Raw genomic sequence first — 17,645 nt, forward strand, 5'->3', positions numbered from 1 at the left:
AAAGAAATTGGCTTACTATTTGTTGACTACGAAATACGCGTGAAATAATATGAATCGATCGTTTAACTTGCGAGCGCTTCATCACTCATGAAAACAATAAATACTGATGAAAAACTTTAAACAAAACGTTGTCATTATTCTAAATTTCTTCCCTTATTTAATCAGGAAGATCTACTTTAAAGCTTAATTAGCGAATTTCCATTCTATATTTGCATCAATGTTCGCAAATTTGAATAGTCCCCTTCAACAATTAAGTCATACTGATCCCCTACGTCTATGGGTTAAACGAGACGACCTGATTGACCCCTATATATCAGGAAATAAGTGGCGCAAGCTAAAATACCTGATTCAGAAGGCGGTTCGCCTAAACAAATTACACTTGGTTACCTTTGGAGGTGCTTATTCCAATCACCTTGTAGCTACCGCAGCGGCAGCGGCACGATCAGGATTTCGTGCAACGGCTTTTGTGCGTGGAGAACCTGTTGATAACGAGATGTTATTGCTTTGCAAGCTTTATGGCATGAAACTTATTTTCACCAACCGCGAAGAATACAAAAACAAACCAGCACTTTTCCAGTCTTTTTTCAAGGATGATCCGGATGCATTTTTTATTGATGAAGGTGGGGCTTCTGCAGAAGCAGTGAAAGGTTGCGCCGAGATACTGGATGAGTTACCAGCAGATGTGGATCACCTGTTTTGTGCTGCCGGCACTGGTACAACTGCCGCGGGATTACTTAAAGGGATACAACAAAGGAAATTAAAGACGCAGCTGCATGTTGTTCCTGTATTACGGGGTGGCGACTTTATTGCCAATGAAATTTATCACTACACACAAGATGTAGAGCAATTACACTTACATACCGACTACCATTTTGGCGGTTACGCAAAGACACAACCGGAGTTACTCACCTTCATGAAGGCTTTTATTGCCAGAGAGGGCATGCTGATTGATCCAGTGTATACCGCAAAAATGTTCTATGCTATTTACGACCTGGCTGGAAAAAATTACTTTAAAAAAGAGGAAAAAATTGTTGCCCTGCATACTGGGGGGCTTCTCGGTATTTTCGGGAAAAAGGAAAAATTAGCCGAGATTCTGTAGGAACCTCCTTAATGATCACCATTGTTCGAGTCCCAACGGTTTTTTGCCTAAAGGGCTAAGAATAGCAAAGGCATAACTTTACATCGTATTGCGGCTTTGTCAGCTGTTAATTTGCTATTGCTTTGATTTCTCGTTGCCTTGTCAACTTCTATAAGTGTTGTATTGTATAATAATAATATAATAACATTCGCTATCGAAAAATTGATCTAATTTGTACCTGTTACCTAAAGGATACCGGTTAATAAACGATACTATGGCCAGACAAATTAATTTAAGTTTTACCAGACATCTATATTTTTCGAAATTCATTACTTTCCTTCTCCTCTGTTTTTTAGCTGGCTGCAGTACTTCAACTTCGTTCGATCGTGAGGTATGGATTGACAATCCTGACGTAGCAAATAAATATAATCATAGAGCAAAGATGGTGCAGGATGTAATCAAAAACCACTTAAAACCTGGAATGCCAAAAAAGTCATTGTTAAACTTATTAGGGAGACCCTACTGGGAAGGTACAGTTCGGAGACTGCCTAAAAACACTGTTTTACCAGACTCCATTTCCTATGCAAACGATGAAAACTTTAAGCCAGAAAATGCAGATAAGGCGATGGTTGCAATCAATAAGTTTTATAAATTATATGGAAAACCTGTTTTGATCATGAGGTACCCGGTGGGCTGGTCTACTATGGATCCTAATTTCTTGGTTATCCAATTAAACAGCAAACAACAGGTAGTGGAATATTGGGTTAGTCAAGGCTAATATCGTTGCATGATGGCATATTAATTAACCTTAGTACAAATTAAAATTCTCAGATAAATACCCCTATCAATTTTAAACGATGATTTTTAGTAAAATGACACTCCAAACACCTGCAAACCCCTATTGCGTTTGATTCTTTAGCTGTTTTTAGTACATTTGGTTATAACCAAACAGACCTATGTATAAACTAAACATACCACCAGGAGAAGTTAATAAGGTACTCAGCAAGCACATTTTAGCAGACGGCTATGACCTTACCTATGATATAGACAAAAGTCAGGGCGCATATATCTACGATTCAAAAAATGATCGCAGGTTGCTTGATTTTTTTACTTGTTTTGCATCGGTTCCATTAGGCTATAACCACCCTAAAATGATCAATGATGAGGCTTTTAAGCACAACTTGTTGGCGGCTGCCATGGCTAACCCCTCGAACTCCGATGTTTACACCCAGCAGTACGCTCAGTTTGTAGATACTTTTTCTAAAGTCGGTATTCCTTCCTACTTACCCCATGCATTTTTTATTGCCGGTGGAGGATTAGCTGTGGAAAACGCGATTAAGGTGGCCATGGACTGGAAGGTTCAAAAGAACTTTGCGAAAGGATATACAGAAGAGAAGGGTTTTAAAGTATTACACTTTGAAAGGGCATTTCATGGTCGTACCGGTTACACGTTAAGTTTAACCAATACCCTTCCTGATAAAACAAAATGGTTTGCCAAATTCGACTGGCCCCGTGTAACCGTACCAACGGTGAGGTTTCCTTTGGAAGGCGATAATTTAAGTCTGGCCGAAAACACCGAGGCCCAATCGATTGAGCAGATTAAAGCCGCTTTTGCCATCCATAAGGACGACATCTGTGCCATTATTGTGGAGCCCATACAATCAGAGGGTGGTGATAATCATTTAAGGGAAGAATTCCTGATCCAGCTGAAAACCCTTGCCGACGAAAATGAAGCTTTTTTAATTTACGACGAAGTGCAGACAGGTGTAGGTTTAACAGGTAAATTCTGGTGTCACGAACATTTTAGTGAAAAAGCACGACCGGATATTGTGGCTTTTGGCAAGAAAATGCAGGTATGTGGAATCTTGGTAGGTGATAAGGTGGATCAGGTAGAGAACAATGTTTTCCGTGTTCCTTCCAGAATCAATTCTACCTGGGGTGGCAACCTGGTAGACATGGTGCGCGCCACACAGATTTTACAGATTATAGAAGAAGACAAACTTTGTGAAAATGCTGCAAATGTTGGAGCATACCTAAAAACAAAACTGGAAGCGCTGGCACAGAAATATGATAGCATCAAAAATGTTCGTGGCAAAGGTTTGTTGTGTGCTTTTGACTTCCCGGAAAAGAAAATGAGGGATGCACTCTTACAAAAAGGCATGGAAAAACACGTGATGTTTTTAGGCTGCGGCAATCAAACCATCCGCTTCCGTCCGGCATTATGCATCGAAAAAAAGCATATTGACGAAGGTCTCGCCATTATGGAGGAGATTTTACCAACGTTGTAAAGGAGAGATAAAATCAATTAAATGAGTAGAACAAATGTTATCCTGGGTATAGGAGTGTTATTTTTAGTGGGCTGGATGTTAAAAGGAACATTTTTTCAGCCAGGAATAGATGATTTAAAGGGAGAATTTAAAGAAGTTACCCGCTACCGGAATGAAAATAATACTGGGCCAGTACAATATGTATTTATTGTAACTGTAAAAGATGAGGCAACAGCAGAAATGGAAAAATATGGAAACTTCATGCCTCACCATAAAGGTGGCAGCACTAAAGTATATTACTTTAAGCAGGGCGGCCCTGTGCCGAATAAAGCGATGCCTGGTGATGTAAATTTTGATCCATCGTTTAACCAGGCCTGCATTGCCCTCTATGAAAAAAGTGCAATGGGCAACACCAGCCTAGTTAACAACCCTTTGTAAAACCTTAAACGAAGGCAGAGAATCCAGTAATGGCTCTGCCTACAATTAAGGAGTTTATTTCTTTGGTACCCTCGTAGGAATAAATGGCCTCAGCATCAGCCACGAAACGGGCCACATCGTATTCCAGTAATATACCATTTCCACCCATCACTTCCCGGGCCCTACTCACCACATCCCTGGTTTTCATGGAACAAAACACCTTAGCTAAAGAGGCATGCTCATCGGTTAACATGCCCTGGTCTTGCAATTGAGATAAGCGGAAACACAAGGTTTGCATGGCGGTTAAGTTTGATAACATCTCTACCAGGTGATTTTGGATCAGCTGGAAAGAGGCGATTGGTCTACCAAATTGTTTACGGGTTTGCGTATAGGCGAGTGCGCTTTCGTATGCGCCACGTGCACAACCCACTGCTTGCCAGGCCACACCTGCGCGTGTCATTTGTAATACCTTGGCGGTATCTTTAAAGGAATTAGCCCCTTGCAGGCGATCTTCCTCATCCACTTCACAGTTGGTTAGCGTGATCAGTCCGTTCTGAACAATCCGAAGCGCCATTTTATCCATCATTTTTTCTACACTGATGCCTTTATTACCCTTACGTACCAGAAAACCTTTTACCTGGTTATCATCAAGATCCCGGGCCCAAATAATGGTGACATCTGAGAAGGTGGCATTCCCAATCCACTTTTTCTGTCCGTTTAGGATCCACTTGCTTCCTACTCTTTTTGCGGTAGTTGTTAATCCCCCTGCAGCTGCAGAACCCACTTCCGGCTCGGTCAGGCCGAAGGCACCAATGGTCTTAAACTGTTGCATGGAAGGTAGCCATTCTTGTTTTTGAGCTTCTGAACCTAATAAATAGATGGAACCCATGGCCAGACCACTTTGCACGCCAAAAAAAGTAGAAATAGAAGTATCTACCCTCGCCATTTCCATGGCGAGCATGCCCTCCATTAAATTGGAGCGATTAGGGCAGCCATAACCATTATAGGTGAGGCCGCAAATATTAAGTTCTGCAATTCTGGGAATCAGCTCAAACGGGAATTCTGCTTTGAGCCAGTATTGGTTAACGATCGGTTTAACTTCCTTTTCTAAAAAAGCACGCACCTTTAATTGTAAGGCGCGGTCTTCATCTTTTAGTGCTTCATCGCCTAGGTGATAGAAATCGCCTTCAACAGGCGGTAGTTCACGCTTTTTAGGCTTATGATCAATCATCTTCATTAAACCCTGAATCTGCGTGTCATCAAGATGAGCAAAAGATTCGACTACCTTAGGTAAATCTATTTTCCTGGAAAGGGCACCAAGTTGTTCGAAATCTATGCTCCTGAAGAGTGTAATGGCATTTTTGATATTGGAAAACAAATTTGACATGGCTTGCTATTTATTATAGAACAGCAAACATGCCCCTTTTGTTAGGTATTTAACGCAAATACCGGGTTAACGAAGCTGAAATAGATCGTCTACCCCAAGTAACTTGCGAGAAGTAAAGCCTTCGCCATAAGTAGCACCTATCGATTTACCAAACTCCCTAGCTCTGCCAATGACACTTTCAAAAAAATCGGGAGAAGATATATAGGTCTCCTGTTCGTTCACTTCCGGGTTGTAGAACTGTGTTCTAAAAGCTTTAATAGATTCCAGTTTGGCATCCATATGGTCGGTGATGTCGATGATGATATCTGGTTTGAGGTAACGATCCTGAATGTATTGAAATATTAATCTCGGGCGACTAGCCACTTGTTCCACACCTGCTAATTGGGTAACTATTTTGGGCAACCCAGCTAAAAAACAGGCATCATTTATTAAATCACCGGCCCGGCCATGGTCGGGATGCCGGTCATGTAAAGCATTGCTTAATACAATTTCCGGCTGGTATTTACGGATCATCTTAATCACCTCCATTTGGTGTGCCTCATCATTCTTGAAAAAGCCATCTTTAAAGCGGAGGTTTTCACGGGCATGTAAGCCTAGTATTCTGGCCGATGCCATCGCTTCTTCATCTCTGGTTTCTGCGGTACCTCTGGTCCCCAGTTCGCCCCTGGTCAAATCGACAATACCGACTTTTTTGCCGGCAGCAATATGTTTTAATATAGTGCCGGAACAGCCTAATTCTGCATCATCAGGATGTACAGCAAACACAAGTAAATCTAATTTCATGAATTGGTGTAGTTATAATAAGCGCTGTATACTCTTTTTTACTTTAGAAGATAAAGGCTTGGTAAAGGGAAAGAAATAGTCAACAACTTCTCCCCTTCTATTGATCAAATATTTATGGAAATTCCACCTGGGTGTAGACTTTAAGTTCCCATTCAGTTTAATATCACCCAGGAACTTGTAAAGAGGATGCGCAAGATCACCACGGACCATTATCTTTTCAGAAACAGGAAACTGGACACCGAAGTTTAATTGGCAAAATTCACTGATCTGTGCGCCATCAAGCGGTTCTTGGCGGCCGAAATCGTTAGACGGAAAAGCAAGAACCTCAAAACCCTGCTCCTTAAATTCTTCGCGAAGAACCTGAAGCTCGTTTAATTGCGGTGCGAAACCACAACCTGAGGCAATATTAACGATGAGCAATACTTTATTTTGGTATTCGAACAGGTTCTTTTCAGACCCGTCAAGGAATTTCACCTTAAACTGATGGATACTTTTAGGGTTTTTTGTCATTAGTTATATTGGTAATACCCGGATGAAATAATAATAGACTCTATATCCCGCTCTTCACGGGGATTATAAGTACTTTTTAAGTCATGGCCTACAACCCTAGCTACAGATTGATACAAAAACGCCTTTACGCCACCTTTGTTTTGCTTTACAATGTCAAAGGTTGTCCTTCCAAGCTCCCTGTCTACCAGTTTGGTTAAAATTCTACCCTGTGTAATGGTAAGTTCCTTAATTTCTTTATTAAACATCTGCTTAATCTCTGCATCGCATTGTTTAACCAGTTTTTTCTGTTCTCTTTTATTTTCAGTAATGGCCAGATCCCGCTCCAATTGTTCATAGCGCCGCTTAGCATACAGCGCATAAGGCATTACCTTAAGCACATTATAGCGCAAACGGTTAAAAGCAGCCCTTTCTTGCGGGGATTTGAAGATGCGCGCCCCATAAATGACTACTTCATTCAAAGGAATCCAGGGAATTAGCTCCCCGTCTATATTTGTCGAAGCTACACGTATCGTGTCATTCTTTCCCATCTCCGGCAATTTATAGGGCTTCTCCTGAGCAACAACATGAACTCCCGCAATAATGACAATAAGCAGAATAAGTAACCTATAAAATTTCATATTTTTATACTGCCTCAAAGTTAAAGCATTTTTATATATTCGGATCCATCCGAACTTCTAATTTTGTAATCAGAGTATCAGATAAAAACACTACAAAATTCAATATAGCGCTTTAACGCAAAGCATGTTATAATATTACGAAAATAATACAAATGAAGAACACATTGGTCATTGATCTGGAAGCAGAGAAGCAGGAAATATTAAAGCGTTATAGGGCGCTCTTGCGGGCATGCAAGCCAACTATGCAAAAGGGAGATAAAAAGGAAATCAGAAAGGCTTTTGACATGGCTTTAGAAAGTCATAAAAACATGAGGCGTAAATCTGGTGAACCTTATATTTATCACCCTATTGCTGTGGCGCAAATTGCTGCCGAAGAGATTGGCCTGGGTACCACTTCTATAGTATGTGCCTTACTGCATGATGTGGTGGAAGATACAGACCTAACCCTGGAAGATATTGAGCGTGAATTTGGAAAGAAAACCGCCAAAATTATAGATGGTTTAACTAAAATTTCAGGTGTATTCGACTACAACAGCTCTTTACAAGCAGAGAATTTCAGAAAAATGTTGCTTACCCTGGCCGATGATGTAAGGGTGATCCTGATTAAGTTAGCCGACCGACTGCATAACATGCGGACTATGGACTTCATGCCCAGACACAAGCAGCTTAAAATAGCTTCTGAAACCATTTACTTGTATGCACCTCTTGCTCACCGCCTTGGTTTGTATGTCATTAAGTCTGAATTGGAAGACCTTTCCATGAAATACCTGGAACCAGATACTTATAAATACATCGCTACCCAGCTTAACGAGAAAAAAACAGAACGTAACCTCTTTATAAAACAGTTTGTAGAACCGATAAATGAAATATTAGCAGAACAGGGTCTTACTGCACAGCTGTTTGGACGCCCAAAATCTATCCATTCCATTTGGAACAAGATGAAGAAAAAAAATATTCCCTTTGAAGAGGTTTATGATCTTTTTGCCATCAGGATTATATTGGATAGCCCCCCGGAACAAGAAAAAGCAGATTGCTGGAAGGCTTATTCTATAGTGACCGATTTATACCGGCCTAACCCCGACCGTTTGCGCGACTGGGTTTCCTCGCCAAAAGGGAATGGGTATGAGTCGTTACACACAACAGTAATGGGCCCTAAAGGCCAATGGGTAGAAGTGCAGATTCGTACGCAACGCATGAATGAAATTGCAGAGAAAGGTTTTGCGGCACATTGGAAATATAAGGAATCCAGCAATGACAATGGTCTAGATCAATGGATTATGAAAGTGCGTGAGATGCTTAACAATCCTGAAGCCAATGCATTAGACTTTCTGGACGATTTTAAGATGAACCTTTTTTCTGACGAGATCTTCATCTTTACCCCTAAGGGCGCATTATTACAATTACCAATGGGAGCCACGGCACTAGATTTTGCTTTCGAAATCCATACTGATGTTGGTGCCCGTTGCATCGGCGCTAAGGTAAACCATAAGCTAGTGCCATTATCGCATAAGCTACAAAATGGCGACCAGGTGGAAATCATCACTTCAGGTAAACAGGTGCCTAAAGAAGATTGGTTAAACATTGTAGTAACGGCCAAAGCGAAATCTAAAATTAAGTCGTCGTTAAAAGAAGAAAAACGAAAAATTGCAGAGAACGGAAAAGAGATCTTAGAGCGTAAGTTAAAGTCGCTTAAAATCACCTATAATACTGATAACCTTAATAAATTAAGCTATTTCTTTAAGTTGCCTTCTACACAGGAACTTTTTATTGGGATTGCTAATGGCAAGATTGAATTAAAAGACCTGAAGGATTACCTGGCTGCTGAAAAAGAAATCGAAAACCGCAGCAGCACCGAAAAAAGCGAACAGCAGCAAATAGACCACCTGTTAAGCCGTGTTAAAGGTCCTGAATCAGACACGCTACTTATCGGTGAAGACCTGCAGAAAATTGACTATACCTTGGCAGCTTGCTGTAACCCTATCCCTGGTGATGATGTTTTTGGCTTTGTAACCGTGAGTGAGGGTATAAAAATTCACCGCACCAATTGTCCGAATGCTGCACAGTTGATGGCTAACTACGGTTACCGCATTGTTAAAGCAAAATGGAACAGTCAAAAAGAAGTTACTTTTTTAACCGGCCTTCATATCATCGGTATAGACGATGTGGGCTTAATCAACAACATTACCAAAGTTATATCTAATGACTTTAAGGTAAACATGCGTTCTATTACTGTAGATACAGATAATGGGATTTTTGATGGATCGATAATGATCTATGTGAATGATAAAGATCATTTGGATAAGCTGATTGAAAACCTGTTAGAAGTACGTGGTGTAACCGGAGTGACACGATTTGACGCCTAAATGTTACATTTTGTCACGAGGTTAATTTAAAAATGGTACCTTTGAAAGGAGTTTGAAAACTATGTCTACAAATCACAACAGCGAACTAGTTAGAAAAATATTTGAGGCCTATCTGGAAAACAAATCCCTTAGGAAAACACCCGAACGTTTTGCAATACTGGAAGAAATCTACTCAAGAGATGATCATTTTGATGTAGAGACCCTCTATATCCATATGAAAAACCAGAAGTACCGCGTAAGCAGGGCTACGGTTTATAATACCCTTGAATTACTGGTATCCTGTGACCTGGTCACTAAACACCAGTTTGGGAAAAACATGGCACAATTTGAGAAATCATATGGCTATCACCAGCATGACCACATTATTTGTATTGATTGCGGTAAGGTGGTAGAGTTCTGTGACCCACGGATTCACCAAATACAAAGTATGGTGGGCGAATTGCTTAAATTCGACATTAAACACCATTCCTTAAATCTTTATGGCGTTTGCTTTGATTGCAAAGCGAAGTCTACGGCCATTCAAAATGCAGAAATACAACATGCAAGTTAAAATATTCAATTATAATCTTTCTTAATATAACATAATGACGCAAGTAGATGTGCTTCTTGGCCTACAATGGGGCGACGAGGGCAAAGGTAAAATTGTTGACGTTCTAAGTCCGCAATATGATTTGATCGCTCGTTTCCAGGGTGGACCTAATGCCGGCCATACTTTAGAATTTGATGGCAAAAAGTTTGTTTTAAATACTATTCCTTCCGGTATTTTCAACGAAAAAACCATGAATCTGATCGGAAATGGGGTAGTGATTGATCCAATCATCCTAAAAAGAGAGCTTGACAATTTGAAAGCTGCAGGTCATGATCCAGTAGCTAAAGGAAAATTAGTACTTGCCCGCAAAGCGCACTTGATTCTACCTACCCACCAATTATTGGATGCTGCTAATGAGCTGAAAATGGGTAAAGATAAAATCGGTTCTACCTTAAAAGGTATAGGCCCGACTTATATGGATAAAACCGGTCGTAATGGTCTGCGTGTTGGCGATACCACCTTGCCAGATTTTAAAGAACGTTACAACAAACTTGTGGAGAAACATAAAGAAATGCTTTCTCATTTCAACTTTGAGTTTGACCTGACAGAAAAAGAAGCTGCTTTTTTCGAAGCGATTGAGTTTATTAAATCAATCCCTCATGTAGATAGCGAGCACTTTGTAAATGGTTATTTAAAAGAAGGAAAAAAAGTATTAGCAGAAGGTGCTCAAGGTACCTTATTAGATATTGACTTCGGTTCCTACCCTTTTGTTACCTCTTCCAACACCACCACTGCTGGCGCTTGTACAGGTTTAGGTGTAGCTCCAAATAGAATTGGCCATGTTTATGGTATTTTTAAAGCGTATTGCACCCGTGTGGGTGGTGGGCCTTTCCCAACAGAACTTGATGATGAAGTTGGAGAAAACCTTCGCCAGATAGGCCATGAATTTGGTGCCACTACAGGAAGAGCACGTCGTTGCGGATGGATTGACTTGCCTGCCCTTAAGTATGCAATTATGCTTAACGGTGTTACCGAGTTAATCATGATGAAAGCAGACGTTTTAGATAGTTTCGACACTATTTATGCCTGTACGCATTATGAATATAATGGTGAAACCATTGACTATATGCCTTATGACATCATCTCTGTAAAACCAACACCGGTTTTAAAAGCAATTGATGGCTGGAAAACAGATGTAACCAAAGTGACGGAAGTGGAAGAAATTCCTGCGAACTTAAGTGCTTACATCGCATTCCTGGAGAAAGAATTGGACGTTCCAGTGAAATACCTTTCTGTAGGTCCTGATCGTACCCAGACATTAGAACTTAATTAAGCAAACTTATTGTTTAACATATCATATAAGGCGGCTAAACACCGCCTTTTTTTGTTTCCATGAACATAACCGATCCTATAATCAAGGCTAAAGCACTGCAGTGGGCAGACGGCTTTGAGGTATGTTGTGTTTTAGATAATAACCAATACCAAAATAATGGCTTCCAGGCTTACGATCTCCTGATCGCTGCAGGTGTGAAAAGCGAAGTTCAGGCTTCCTGCGGACAAGCCTTCAACGCGCTCAAAGACTTTTATGATGTAGCACCTGACTGGATGTTTGGTTTATTAAGCTACGACCTAAAGAACGAAACAGAAGACCTTCAATCCAACAACCCCGATGAATTAAACTTTCCCGATCTCTATTTTTTCCGCCCCCAATACCTGATCGCCTTTAAAAATGATATAATAGAGGTGTTAATTGGCGACCACACTATACTACATGATCTAGCGTCTATAGTATTGAAAGCAGAGAGCCTGCAGCCAGACATCGAAATGAAGGCAAGCATGAGCAAGGAAACCTACATGGGACAGGTGAAAAAACTACAGCAGCATATACAAAAAGGTGATTGTTACGAGGTAACATTTTGCCAGGAATACCATGCCGCGTCGGTTAAAATTGATCCACTAAGTACTTACCGGCGACTAAACCACATCTCCCCTGCTCCATTCTCGAGTTATTTCAAAATCAAAGACCATTACATATTATCGGCCAGTCCGGAACGCTTTCTTCGCAAGCGTGGACAGCAACTTATTTCTCAACCCATTAAAGGAACCACCAGTCGAAGTGCTGACCCTGTGCTCGATGAACAGCTGCGCAAGCAGCTTAAAGAAAACCTTAAGGAACAAACAGAAAATGTGATGATTGTAGACCTGGTGCGCAACGACCTGACTAAAAGTTCTAAACCAGGTAGTGTGAAAGTAACAGAGCTATTTGGCATCTACAGTTTTCCACAAGTGCACCAGATGATTTCTACAGTGCAAAGTGAATTACACCCTGACCTCCACTTTTTAGATGCCTTAAAGAACACCTTCCCTATGGGTTCAATGACCGGTGCACCGAAAATAAGGGCCATGCAGTTAATTGAGGACTATGAAAACCGCAAAAGAGGGGCCTATTCTGGATCTGTGGGTTACATTACCCCAACGGGCGACTTTGATTTTAATGTACTGATCAGAACACTTTTATACCAGGCCAGCTACGGCCACCTTTCTTTTCAGGTAGGTGGTGCCATCACTTATGGCGCTAATGCAGAAAGTGAGTACGAAGAATGCCAGCTCAAGGCATCGGCATTGCTACAAACGCTAAAAGGGCTGCCGAAGCAACCCTTTTAAATATATAGTCAAATAAAAAGCAGAATTATTTTACCGGCTTTCCAGTGGTAGATTTGAAGTATTTCTGTGCTTCAGGAAGGTCTTTTTGAATCTGTGCAATCCTGGTGGCATCAGCAGGGTGAGTACTTAAAAACTCTGGTGGTTTCTGACTACCTGAACTTGCTGCAGCCATACGTTGCCAAAATCCTACTGCGCTTGAAGGATCATAACCAGCCATCGACATGAAGATTAACCCAAGGTGATCGGCTTCTAATTCCTGCGTTCTGGAATTAGGTAAAATTGCACCAGCTTGTGCACCTAAACCATATGCGGTATTAATCATTTGTTGTGTACCAGCAGATTGTCCTGAAGTGGCTGCGCCAATTAAACCACCTACACCCTGTGCAGCCATCGCTCTGGATGCACGTTCAGAAGAGTGCTTTGCAACCGCATGTGCAATTTCATGCCCCATCACTGTTGCTAACCCAGCATCATCCTTCGTTATTGGTAAAATGCCCGTATAGATAGCAACTTTACCTCCTGGCATACACCAGGCATTAATGTCTTTACTTTCAATTAAATTGAACTCCCACTTGAAACCCTGGATATCGCTACCGTATCCATTTGCATTCATGTATTTGGTTACAGCAGCTGCTATTTTCTGGCCAACTTGTTTTACTCTCGTTGCCTCTGCATTATTAATCACTTTTGTGGAAGGATCTTTAAGCAGTGCGGTATAACTTGAAGCTGCAGCAGTCTGCATTTCGCTTTCGCTAACAATACTTAATTGTCTACGCCCCGTTAAAGGAACGGTAGAACATGAATGCAGGGTAACCATAGCTACGGCGACACCTAACAGTTGAATTTTTTTCATGGATAGTTTATTAATCTTTTTTTCTTTTAAACAGGTAAACCTTGGATTCCTTGCCTTTCAATAGCCGTTCGAGATTCTTTTGGTGTGTAACCAATACGAGCACGCAAACACACATGCTGTATAAAACCTCCGACCTAATGGTAGATTGAAACAGGAACACAATCCCCAGAGGAAAAGCGAAGCCTGAACAAATAGAGCTTAACGAAACATATTTCGTAATTAGCAATACCACTAAAAAAACAAGAACACAAAGTAGCGCTGCCGGGAAGTTGACTGCTAAAATCATTCCAAAAAGTGTAGCTACCCCTTTACCACCTCTAAAACCGGCAAAAACGGGGAATAAGTGCCCTACCACAGCGGTTAAGCCCAAGGCGAGCTGGTAGTTAATAAACTGCGAAGAATTTTGGGGACCTGTAATGGAAAGACCTATAAAATAGGCAAGTTTTGTTGCTGTATATCCTTTTAAGATATCGATGGTCATCACGGCAATACCTGCTTTTTTACCCAATACCCTAAAGGTATTCGTGGCACCTGCATTTCCACTACCGTATTCACGCACATCGACACCATAAAATGCTTGTCCAAGCCAAACCGCTGTTGGGATGGAACCAAACAGATAAGCTAAAAGCACCGCCGATATAGAATAAATAGACATCATTCTAATAAGCTTTTAAACTCATATCTAAACTTTTTACGGAATGTGTTAACGCACCCATAGAAATAAAATCCACGCCACATGCCGCATATTGCGTAATATTTTCTTCTATAATACCGCCAGAAGCTTCTGTTTCATATTGCTTGTCAATTAGGTTTACTGCCGTCGTCAAATCGTTGAAATTAAAGTTATCCAGCATAATGCGGTTAACATTTCCGGTGGCTAATACCTGTTGCAGTTCATCTAAATTCCTTACTTCAATCTCAATTTTCAAATCTCTCTCTGTTTCCTTTAAATAAGTATTAGCGGCCGTTATTGCGGCAGTAATGCCACCGGCATAGTCTACATGATTATCTTTGATCATAATCATATCGTACAAGCCAAATCTGTGGTTTACCCCCCCACCTATTCGTACGGCCCATTTTTCCAGGTACCGTAAGCCTGGAGTAGTTTTGCGGGTATCAAGAACCTTGGTTTTATAAGGCTCCAATAATTTAACAATTCGCTGGGTAGTGCTGGCTATTCCACTCATGCGCTGCATGCAGTTTAATACCAGTCGTTCAGCTAACAGAATCGAATGACTGCTGCCGGTAACCGTAAATGCAATATCGCCATAATTTACAGCGGTACCGTCTTTTAATAATATTTCTGTCTGTAATGTAGGATCTATATGATCGAATATTTCCTGCGCCAGTGTTACCCCGGCCAGTATTCCCTGTTCCTTAATAAGAAGTTTTGCTTTGCCCTGAGCACCTGAGGGTATGGTAGATAAAGAAGTATGATCTCCGTCGCCAAGGTCTTCCGCTATTGCATTTTTTATAAATAGGTCTATAAGTTGCTTGTCCAAATCTTCAATTTTAAACCAAAAATAGCATTTTTACCGCTATGTTTAATTATTTCTCGGCATCAATTCTAAGTTCGGTAATTAAAAACACGTTGTTTACTTTTTTAGAGGTTAACGAAACCCTAAATCTACCCTGGCGGGTATCTAGATTCAATATTCCAAACCTGAGGTTCGGATTTGTGTTAATTTGGTGAACAATAGTCGAATTTGTGGCTGTATGTTTTACAAAAAAATCCCTAAGAATTTGTTCTGCCTGCGCTTTGGAATACACATCACCGTTGTTTATGATGCTTAACTCTACAGTAGAACTAAAATTTCTGGCTATTTCTTTGGTATTCCCAGACTTAAAGAATATCGACATCTCCGCAATAAAATCACCCTGGGTGAATCCTGAGTGAATAAAAGGGGATATGATAACAAGCAACGGAAATAAAAATCTGAACATGACTAACAATATTTTGAATGTTAACTACATAAAGTATGCCACGAACATATCATTAATACACTTATATTTGTCTATTACTACACAAAATTTAAAATACGTTTGATGGAAAATAAAAAAGTAATGCTCCTTATTCTGGATGGATGGGGATATGGCAATCAGGATGCGTCAGATGCAGCTTATGCAGCTAATACGCCTTTTTTCGATAGTTTACTTCAAAAATACCCCAATTCCAGACTGGAAGCTTCAGGAGAAGCTGTTGGTTTACCTGCCGGACAAATGGGAAACTCTGAAGTTGGACACATGAACCTGGGTGCAGGCAGAGTGGTTTACCAGGAATTAGGCCGTATTAATAAAGCCATTTCTGATCGTTCCTTATTTAGCAACCCTTCGTTGTTAGCTGCTTTTCACTATGCCAAATCAAACAATAAAGCTGTACATTTCATTGGTCTTCTTTCCGATGGAGGTGTCCATGCACATATTAGTCACTTAAAGGCCCTTTGCGATGCTGCTGATGAGCAAGGCCTCAAAGATGTTTTTGTTCACGCATTTATGGATGGACGCGATACCGACCCTAATGGTGGTATAGGCTATGTAAATGACCTTCAACAACACCTCCAGGCAAAACAATCTTCTGCACAACTGGCTACATTAATTGGTCGTTACTATGCCATGGATCGTGATTCACGCTGGGAAAGGGTTAAAAAAGCTTACGACCTGCTTACAAAAAGCAATGGAGAGTTTGTAAATAATGCCATTGAAGCATTGCAGAAATCGTATAATGAAGGCATTACCGACGAATTCATTAACCCGCTGGTATTAACCAAAGCCGATGGTTCTGCCATTGCGCGCATACAGGAAGATGATGTAGTGATCTGTTTCAATTACCGCACAGATCGTGGCCGGGAAATCACTTCGGCATTATGTCAGAAAGATTATCCGGAGTTCGGACTGCATAAATTGCCATTGCATTACCTCACCATGACCGCATACGATGATAATTTCGAAAATGTGCAGGTGATGTTTACTAAAGATGACCTCACAGAAACTTTAGGTGAGGTGTTAGCCAAACACCATAAAACGCAAATCAGGATTGCCGAGACCGAGAAATACCCACATGTAACGTTCTTCTTCTCAGGTGGCAGGGAATTAGTTTTTGAAAACGAAAAACGCATCATGATCCCTTCGCCCAAAGTGGCTACTTACGACCTGCAGCCAGAAATGAGTGCCTATGGTATTACTTCGGCCATTTCTGAAGAACTGGAGACCGGTTGGCCAGATTTCATTTGCCTGAATTTTGCTAACCCCGATATGGTTGGCCATACTGGAGTTTTTGATGCGGTAGTAACAGCCGTAGAAACTGCCGATCGCTGTGCGGAAGCGGTAGTGACCAAAGGTCTGGAAAATGGTTATGCTTTTATTATTCTGGCCGATCATGGTAATTCTGAATACATGTTAAACCATGATGGCTCTGTAAATACTGCACACACCACAAACCTGGTTCCATGTATTTTAGTAGGCACCGAATATACACACCTGGCTGATGGTAAATTAGGCGACGTTGCCCCTACCATCCTGAAGTTGATGGGCATTGAGAAGCCTGCAATTATGACTGGTAATTGTTTAGTATAATGCATAGAAATGTCGTTTTATGCTTTATACTCCTGCTTTTAGCGGCATGTGGTCCTTCCTCCCCAAATGGGGAGGCGTCAGAAGCTTATTTTGATTTAAAAGGTTATATCGAAAAAGAGGTGACGCGGTTAAACCAGTTGAAACCCACAGTGGATAAAACCGTTGTGGTAAATAAACAGGCCGAGCGTAAACAGGTAAAAGTAGAAAACTGGACAGATGAACTTACGGTGTTTTTAGATGCCGACATTAACAAGTCTGCCTGGCAGGGATTATTTGCCGTATCGAAAAGCGATACGTTGGAAACCTACCGCAGTAATGACGACAAAGTATATGTGAAGTCACTCCAGGTAGAGCGAAAAAATAAGGTAGTTACCGGGATCACCATCCTGCTTAACACAAAGAACTACCTCTACCAATCGGCCGACACCTTGCGCTATTATCCAGATAGCTTATATGAGATCCGTAAACAGCAACACATCAAATTGCTAAACCCTAAACAATACCGCATCAGCGGAAAGTTTTAAATCTTAATAGGCTGCTTAATGAAGCAGCCTATTATTAAATTTCAATCATTGCGATCATGACGCTTTTCCCTTAAAAAAGG

Annotated in this window: 18 protein-coding genes; 10 read left to right on the forward strand and 8 right to left on the reverse strand. The window is 40.9% G+C overall.

The genetic code is table 11. The annotated features are described in order from the left end of the window. The first annotated feature begins 217 nt into the window (after positions 1–217). From IWX76_RS06020 to IWX76_RS06035, 4 genes are all read left to right on the forward strand, one after another. The gene (locus IWX76_RS06020; RefSeq protein WP_196858946.1) at positions 218–1,099 is read left to right on the forward strand and encodes a 1-aminocyclopropane-1-carboxylate deaminase/D-cysteine desulfhydrase; all 882 of its coding nucleotides are present in this window, start codon (positions 218–220) and stop codon (positions 1,097–1,099) included. Positions 1,100–1,352: 253 nt separating this feature from the next. Continuing rightward, the gene (locus IWX76_RS06025) at positions 1,353–1,856 is read left to right on the forward strand and encodes a hypothetical protein (protein WP_196858947.1); all 504 of its coding nucleotides are present in this window, start codon (positions 1,353–1,355) and stop codon (positions 1,854–1,856) included. Between the two features lie 178 nt (positions 1,857–2,034). Further along, complete coding sequence (gene lat, locus IWX76_RS06030; RefSeq protein ID WP_196858948.1) at positions 2,035–3,366, forward strand: L-lysine 6-transaminase; 1,332 nt, start codon at positions 2,035–2,037, stop codon at positions 3,364–3,366. A gap of 21 nt (positions 3,367–3,387) precedes the next feature. Next, positions 3,388–3,783, forward strand: coding sequence for a hypothetical protein (locus IWX76_RS06035; protein ID WP_196858949.1), 396 nt, complete (start codon positions 3,388–3,390; stop codon positions 3,781–3,783). A gap of 4 nt (positions 3,784–3,787) precedes the next feature. Here IWX76_RS06035 and IWX76_RS06040 read toward each other — a convergent pair whose 3' ends face one another. The 4 genes from IWX76_RS06040 to IWX76_RS06055 all read right to left on the reverse strand — a co-directional run bounded on the left by IWX76_RS06040 (position 3,788) and on the right by IWX76_RS06055 (position 7,059). Next, complete coding sequence (locus IWX76_RS06040; RefSeq protein ID WP_196858950.1) at positions 3,788–5,149, reverse strand: acyl-CoA dehydrogenase family protein; 1,362 nt, start codon at positions 5,147–5,149, stop codon at positions 3,788–3,790. Between the two features lie 66 nt (positions 5,150–5,215). Then, a complete protein-coding gene (gene bshB1 / locus IWX76_RS06045) occupies positions 5,216–5,932 on the reverse strand; it encodes a bacillithiol biosynthesis deacetylase BshB1 (protein WP_196858951.1) in 717 nt (238 codons plus the stop codon). Positions 5,933–5,944: 12 nt separating this feature from the next. After that, positions 5,945–6,442 (reverse strand): glutathione peroxidase, encoded by a 498-nt coding sequence (locus IWX76_RS06050; protein ID WP_196858952.1) that lies wholly within the window; start codon positions 6,440–6,442, stop codon positions 5,945–5,947. Next, entirely contained in the window at positions 6,442–7,059 is a 618-nt protein-coding gene (locus IWX76_RS06055; RefSeq protein ID WP_196858953.1) for a DUF4294 domain-containing protein, read from the reverse strand. Before IWX76_RS06055 ends, IWX76_RS06050 begins: the two co-directional genes overlap by 1 nt. Positions 7,060–7,211: 152 nt before the next feature. Here IWX76_RS06055 and IWX76_RS06060 point away from each other — a divergent pair, with 152 nt between their 5' ends. The 4 genes from IWX76_RS06060 to IWX76_RS06075 all read left to right on the forward strand — a co-directional run bounded on the left by IWX76_RS06060 (position 7,212) and on the right by IWX76_RS06075 (position 12,615). Beyond that, positions 7,212–9,422 (forward strand): RelA/SpoT family protein, encoded by a 2,211-nt coding sequence (locus IWX76_RS06060; RefSeq protein ID WP_196858954.1) that lies wholly within the window; start codon positions 7,212–7,214, stop codon positions 9,420–9,422. Positions 9,423–9,483: 61 nt separating this feature from the next. Continuing rightward, positions 9,484–9,972, forward strand: a complete 489-nt coding sequence (locus IWX76_RS06065; RefSeq protein ID WP_196858955.1) for a Fur family transcriptional regulator — start codon at positions 9,484–9,486, stop codon at positions 9,970–9,972. 34 nt (positions 9,973–10,006) lie between these two features. Then, positions 10,007–11,284 carry an adenylosuccinate synthase gene (locus IWX76_RS06070; protein WP_196858956.1) on the forward strand — a complete coding sequence of 426 codons (1,278 nt, stop codon included), beginning with the start codon at positions 10,007–10,009 and terminating at the stop codon, positions 11,282–11,284. A gap of 59 nt (positions 11,285–11,343) precedes the next feature. Beyond that, on the forward strand, positions 11,344–12,615 hold the full coding sequence (locus tag IWX76_RS06075) for an anthranilate synthase component I family protein (RefSeq protein ID WP_196858957.1): 1,272 nt from the start codon (positions 11,344–11,346) through the stop codon (positions 12,613–12,615). A gap of 25 nt (positions 12,616–12,640) precedes the next feature. Here IWX76_RS06075 and IWX76_RS06080 read toward each other — a convergent pair whose 3' ends face one another. From IWX76_RS06080 to IWX76_RS06095, 4 genes are read right to left on the reverse strand one after another with little or no spacing between them, the layout of a single operon-like run. Next, positions 12,641–13,468: a M48 family metallopeptidase gene (locus IWX76_RS06080; protein WP_196858958.1), complete on the reverse strand. Its 828-nt coding sequence runs from the start codon at positions 13,466–13,468 to the stop codon at positions 12,641–12,643. Between the two features lie 10 nt (positions 13,469–13,478). Further along, positions 13,479–14,126, reverse strand: a complete 648-nt coding sequence (plsY, locus tag IWX76_RS06085; RefSeq protein WP_196858959.1) for a glycerol-3-phosphate 1-O-acyltransferase PlsY — start codon at positions 14,124–14,126, stop codon at positions 13,479–13,481. A 1-nt stretch (position 14,127) separates the two neighbouring features. Next, positions 14,128–14,970, reverse strand: coding sequence for a carboxylating nicotinate-nucleotide diphosphorylase (gene nadC, locus IWX76_RS06090; protein WP_196858960.1), 843 nt, complete (start codon positions 14,968–14,970; stop codon positions 14,128–14,130). Between the two features lie 46 nt (positions 14,971–15,016). Continuing rightward, positions 15,017–15,412 carry a DUF4783 domain-containing protein gene (locus IWX76_RS06095; protein WP_196858961.1) on the reverse strand — a complete coding sequence of 132 codons (396 nt, stop codon included), beginning with the start codon at positions 15,410–15,412 and terminating at the stop codon, positions 15,017–15,019. Between the two features lie 102 nt (positions 15,413–15,514). Between IWX76_RS06095 and gpmI the strand changes: the two genes are divergently transcribed. Continuing rightward, entirely contained in the window at positions 15,515–17,041 is a 1,527-nt protein-coding gene (gpmI, locus tag IWX76_RS06100) for a 2,3-bisphosphoglycerate-independent phosphoglycerate mutase (protein WP_196858962.1), read from the forward strand. Next, positions 17,041–17,565 carry a hypothetical protein gene (locus IWX76_RS06105; RefSeq protein ID WP_196858963.1) on the forward strand — a complete coding sequence of 175 codons (525 nt, stop codon included), beginning with the start codon at positions 17,041–17,043 and terminating at the stop codon, positions 17,563–17,565. Before gpmI ends, IWX76_RS06105 begins: the two co-directional genes overlap by 1 nt. The last annotated feature ends 80 nt before the right edge of the window (positions 17,566–17,645 follow it).

Source organism: Pedobacter sp. CAN_A7 (assembly GCF_015752175.1).
GTDB lineage: Bacteria > Bacteroidota > Bacteroidia > Sphingobacteriales > Sphingobacteriaceae > Pedobacter.

What these genes read in the sequence shown, in the direction of transcription:
- IWX76_RS06020 (WP_196858946.1), top strand. Translation starts at nt 218, where the DNA reads ATGTTCGCAAATTTGAATAGTCCCCTTCAACAATTAAGTCATACTGAT.
- IWX76_RS06025 (WP_196858947.1), top strand. Translation starts at nt 1,353, where the DNA reads ATGGCCAGACAAATTAATTTAAGTTTTACCAGACATCTATATTTTTCG.
- lat (WP_196858948.1), top strand. Translation starts at nt 2,035, where the DNA reads ATGTATAAACTAAACATACCACCAGGAGAAGTTAATAAGGTACTCAGC.
- IWX76_RS06035 (WP_196858949.1), top strand. Translation starts at nt 3,388, where the DNA reads ATGAGTAGAACAAATGTTATCCTGGGTATAGGAGTGTTATTTTTAGTG.
- IWX76_RS06040 (WP_196858950.1), bottom strand. Translation starts at nt 5,149, where the DNA reads ATGTCAAATTTGTTTTCCAATATCAAAAATGCCATTACACTCTTCAGG.
- bshB1 (WP_196858951.1), bottom strand. Translation starts at nt 5,932, where the DNA reads ATGAAATTAGATTTACTTGTGTTTGCTGTACATCCTGATGATGCAGAA.
- IWX76_RS06050 (WP_196858952.1), bottom strand. Translation starts at nt 6,442, where the DNA reads ATGACAAAAAACCCTAAAAGTATCCATCAGTTTAAGGTGAAATTCCTT.
- IWX76_RS06055 (WP_196858953.1), bottom strand. Translation starts at nt 7,059, where the DNA reads ATGAAATTTTATAGGTTACTTATTCTGCTTATTGTCATTATTGCGGGA.
- IWX76_RS06060 (WP_196858954.1), top strand. Translation starts at nt 7,212, where the DNA reads ATGAAGAACACATTGGTCATTGATCTGGAAGCAGAGAAGCAGGAAATA.
- IWX76_RS06065 (WP_196858955.1), top strand. Translation starts at nt 9,484, where the DNA reads ATGTCTACAAATCACAACAGCGAACTAGTTAGAAAAATATTTGAGGCC.
- IWX76_RS06070 (WP_196858956.1), top strand. Translation starts at nt 10,007, where the DNA reads ATGACGCAAGTAGATGTGCTTCTTGGCCTACAATGGGGCGACGAGGGC.
- IWX76_RS06075 (WP_196858957.1), top strand. Translation starts at nt 11,344, where the DNA reads ATGAACATAACCGATCCTATAATCAAGGCTAAAGCACTGCAGTGGGCA.
- IWX76_RS06080 (WP_196858958.1), bottom strand. Translation starts at nt 13,468, where the DNA reads ATGAAAAAAATTCAACTGTTAGGTGTCGCCGTAGCTATGGTTACCCTG.
- plsY (WP_196858959.1), bottom strand. Translation starts at nt 14,126, where the DNA reads ATGATGTCTATTTATTCTATATCGGCGGTGCTTTTAGCTTATCTGTTT.
- IWX76_RS06095 (WP_196858961.1), bottom strand. Translation starts at nt 15,412, where the DNA reads ATGTTCAGATTTTTATTTCCGTTGCTTGTTATCATATCCCCTTTTATT.
- gpmI (WP_196858962.1), top strand. Translation starts at nt 15,515, where the DNA reads ATGGAAAATAAAAAAGTAATGCTCCTTATTCTGGATGGATGGGGATAT.
- IWX76_RS06105 (WP_196858963.1), top strand. Translation starts at nt 17,041, where the DNA reads ATGCATAGAAATGTCGTTTTATGCTTTATACTCCTGCTTTTAGCGGCA.